The sequence below is a fragment of the Mesorhizobium sp. M7A.F.Ca.ET.027.03.2.1 genome (genome assembly GCF_003999175.1).
GTDB lineage: Bacteria > Pseudomonadota > Alphaproteobacteria > Rhizobiales > Rhizobiaceae > Mesorhizobium.
On record NZ_RZOM01000653.1, the window covers coordinates 1 to 3,497 of the forward strand.

A 3,497-nucleotide genomic window follows, 5' to 3' on the forward strand; every position below is an offset into this window, starting at 1 on the left:
ATCCTCTATGGCCTCGTGATCTCGCTGCTGTTGACATTCGCGCTCGCGGTCACCGCTGCCCGGCAGCGCGGACGGTGGATCGATCACCTCATCCGTCTCGTCTGCGTCGCGGGCGTCGGCGTGCCGTCCTACTTTGTCGGCCTGCTGCTGATCATGGGCTTCTGCCTGCGGCTGAAGATCTTCCCCGTATCCGGTTACGGGCCGACCTTTTTCAACAATCTGTGGCATCTCTTCCTGCCGGCCCTGACGATCGGCATCGGGGTGACGCCGATCCTCGCGCGCAATCTGCGCGCGACCTTCATTCAGCAGTTGGACAAGGATTACGCGATCGCCTGCCGCTCCAGGGGCCTGCCGGAAAGCTACATCTTTTCCCGGCATGTGTTCTGGAATTCCCTGTTGCCGACAGTCAACCTGCTGGGCGTCGTGGTCGCCTTCCTGATCGGCGGAACGGTCGTTGTCGAAAATGTCTTCAACATTCCAGGGCTCGGCAACCTGCTCATCCGCGGCGTTCTCACGCACGACCAGTTCGTCGTCCAGGCAGTGGCCCTGCTGCTTGCCGTGGGTGTCGTCATTTCGAATTTTGCCGTCGATGTCTTGACCGCCATTCTCGACCCAAGGGTGGAATTATGAGCGATGTGATGCAGGGCGGCGGCTCCTTGGCCATGGCGCGTATCCGGACGATGCCGGCAACCTTGATCATTGGCGGCGCCATCACCTTGGCCTGGATCGTCGTGGCCATTTTGGCGCCAGTGCTGACCAGTTTCGACCCGATCAAGGTCGATGTGATGCAGGCGTTGAAACCACCTGGCGCCGAGCATTGGTTTGGCACCGACGCCATCGGCCGCGATGTCCTGGCGCGAACATTGTTTGCCGCACGCTACGATCTCGCCATGGCCTTCTTCGGCGTCGTTGGTCCGATCATCCTGGGGACGATCATCGGCCTTATCGCCGGCTATCTGGGTGGCCGGATCGATGCGGCGCTGATGCGCATCCTCGAGGTCACCGTATCATTTCCCTATTTCGTCCTCGTGATCGCCATCGTGGCCGTGCTGGGGCCCGGCCTCAAGAGCTACTTCATCTCGCTCACCTTGGTGAACTGGGTCAGCTATGCGCGACTTGTGCGGAGCCAGGCGCTGGTGCTGCGCGGCGTCGATTTCGTGCTGGCGGCACGTGGCATGGGTTTTGGGCATTTGCGCATCATGCTGTTCCACATCCTGCCGAATGCCATCGTCCCATCGATCGTCTTCGTCATGACCGATGCCGTGCTGGCCATCGTGCTCGGATCATCATTGGGTTTTCTCGGCCTCGGCGTACAACCGCCAACGCCCGAATGGGGCGCCATGATCGCGGACGGGCAGACCTACCTGACGACCGCATGGTGGATTGCGATCTTCCCAGGCATCGCCATCTGCCTTCTGGCACTGGGCCTCTCGTTGACCGCTGATGGTCTCGCCCGCCTCCTGAACACGGAATCCTGAGATGAGCGACCTCGTCAGCGTCGAGAATCTCACCATCGACTTCGCCACCAATTTTGGCGACGTCCACGCCCTGCGCGGCGTCAGCTTTTCACTGAAAGCAGGAGAGGTCCTTGGGATCGTCGGTGAATCCGGATCGGGCAAGACGGTGGCCTGCAGAGCCATCCTCAAGCTGATTGCCGGCAACGCACTGGTAAAGTCGGGCCGGATCATGTTCGAGGGCAGTGATGTCCTCGCCATGAAGGATGCCGAACTGGGCCAGCTGCGTGGCGGGCAAGCGGCGATGATCTTCCAGAACCCGTCGACGCATCTTGATCCGATCATGACGGTCGGGCGTCAGGTGGGCGAAGCGATGGTGGTCCATCAGGGCATATCCTGGCGGCAGGCCAATGCGCGGGCGGTCGGACTGCTCGAAGACATGCACATCAAGGACGCGCCAAGGCGCGCGGGCGCCTATCCTCACGAGCTATCCGGTGGCATGCGTCAGCGGGTGATGATTGCGGCGGCCCTTGCCTGCGAACCGAAACTGCTGATTGCCGACGAACCCACGACGGCACTTGATGTGACGGTGCAAGCTCAGATACTCGACCTGCTCCGCGGCATCCGGCGTGAACGCAAGCTGTCGGTCATTCTGGTCTCTCACGACCTTGGCGTGATCGCGGAAATGTGCGACCGCGTCGTCGTCATGAAGGACGGCGCGGTGCTGGAAATCGGCTCGGTCGATCAGATCCTGCGTGACCCCGCCCATGAATACACGAAGCGCCTGATCGCTTCCCAACCCTCGCTGATGAAGCCGACCACGCATGCCTGCCCCGTGGCGACGGAACCGCATCTCCTGGTGAAGAACCTGTGCGTGAACTTCTACCCAGGGCAGAGCCTTGCAGCCTGGGCGACACGCAAGCCGCCGCAGATCGTGCGCGCGGTCGACAATGTTTCGCTGGCATTGCGGCGCGGTGGGGCACTGGGGATCGTCGGCGAGTCCGGTTCCGGCAAGAGCACCATAGCCCGGGCCATTGCAGGCCTGGTGCAGCCGGAACAAGGAGAGATCGAGGTGGACGGCCAATCGCTCGATCGCGCGCTAAGGCAGCGCCGACCGGAGCAGGTTCGCAAACTGCAGATGGTGTTCCAGGACCCGTTCACGTCCCTCAACCCGGCGTTTACGGTTGCGCGAACTCTGGCCGAACCGCTGCGGCAACAGAACATCTGCCCGGAAAGAGACATTCCGGAGCGGATCCGCGAGCTGATGGAAAAAGTGGAATTGCCGCGCCAGTTGCTGGACCGACGCACCACGCAGCTTTCCGGCGGCCAGCGGCAGCGCGTCGGCATCGCCAGAGCCCTGGCGCTGGAGCCGGAGATCTTGATCGCCGATGAAGTCACCTCCGCTCTGGACGTCACCATCCAGGCCCAGGTGCTCGGCCTCTTTGCGCGGCTGCGCCGCGAATTGTCGCTGACGCTGATCCTGATTTCCCACGATCTGGGCGTGGTGCGTTATCTCTGCGAGCACGTTGCGGTCATGCAGCACGGCAAGCTGGTTGAATACGGCCATACGGAAGACGTTCTGGATCGCCCGCAGCAGGCCTATACCCAAGAGTTGATCGCCGCTATCCCGAAACTCTCGCGTCGAACGAGCAGCGGAATCCAACCAGGAGACACCCCGCTACTGGCCGCCGGAAGCAAATGCTGAAGCCTTCGGGGCCGGTCTACTGTGCCGTCCAGCCGCCGTCCATCGGCAAGGTCGTGCCGGTGATCTGCCTGGCCGCATCCGAACACAGGAACAGCGTCAGCGCGGCAAGCTCGTCGACGGTGACGAATTCCTTGGTCGGCTGGGCTGCGAGCAGCACATCGTGCTTGACCTGTTCCTCGGTCATGCCGCGCGCCTTCATGGTGTCGGGAATCTGCCTTTCGACCAGCGGGGTCCAGACATAGGGTGGGCGACGCCTATTTGGCGATCTCGAGCAGGGACGATACCAGAAGCTCTCGCTCGTCTTTCGACAGAACATCCGAATCGAAGAGGTTCATGCC

At 62.1% G+C, this 3,497-nt stretch carries 3 protein-coding genes and 2 pseudogenes; 3 read left to right on the plus strand and 2 right to left on the minus strand.

Going from position 1 to position 3,497, the window contains the following annotated elements; translation table 11 throughout:
• The 3 genes from EN750_RS24190 to EN750_RS24200 form a co-directional block, all read left to right on the plus strand.
• Positions 1–630, plus strand: a 630-nt coding sequence (locus tag EN750_RS24190) for an ABC transporter permease (protein ID WP_189526417.1), incomplete at its 5' end; no start/stop codon positions are given.
• Positions 627–1,478 (plus strand): ABC transporter permease, encoded by an 852-nt coding sequence (locus EN750_RS24195; RefSeq protein ID WP_245482787.1) that lies wholly within the window; start codon positions 627–629, stop codon positions 1,476–1,478. The genes EN750_RS24190 and EN750_RS24195, both read left to right, overlap by 4 nt.
• A gap of 1 nt (position 1,479) precedes the next feature.
• Positions 1,480–3,159, plus strand: coding sequence for an ABC transporter ATP-binding protein (locus EN750_RS24200; protein WP_127397894.1), 1,680 nt, complete (start codon positions 1,480–1,482; stop codon positions 3,157–3,159).
• 16 nt (positions 3,160–3,175) lie between these two features.
• On the opposite strand, the pseudogene EN750_RS24205 reads toward EN750_RS24200, so the two are convergent.
• Together EN750_RS24205 and EN750_RS41705 are read right to left on the minus strand one after the other, a co-directional pair.
• Positions 3,176–3,400 (minus strand): annotated as a pseudogene (locus tag EN750_RS24205) (SDR family oxidoreductase); the annotation flags it as partial.
• A gap of 13 nt (positions 3,401–3,413) precedes the next feature.
• Positions 3,414–3,497 (minus strand): annotated as a pseudogene (locus EN750_RS41705) (TetR/AcrR family transcriptional regulator); the annotation flags it as partial.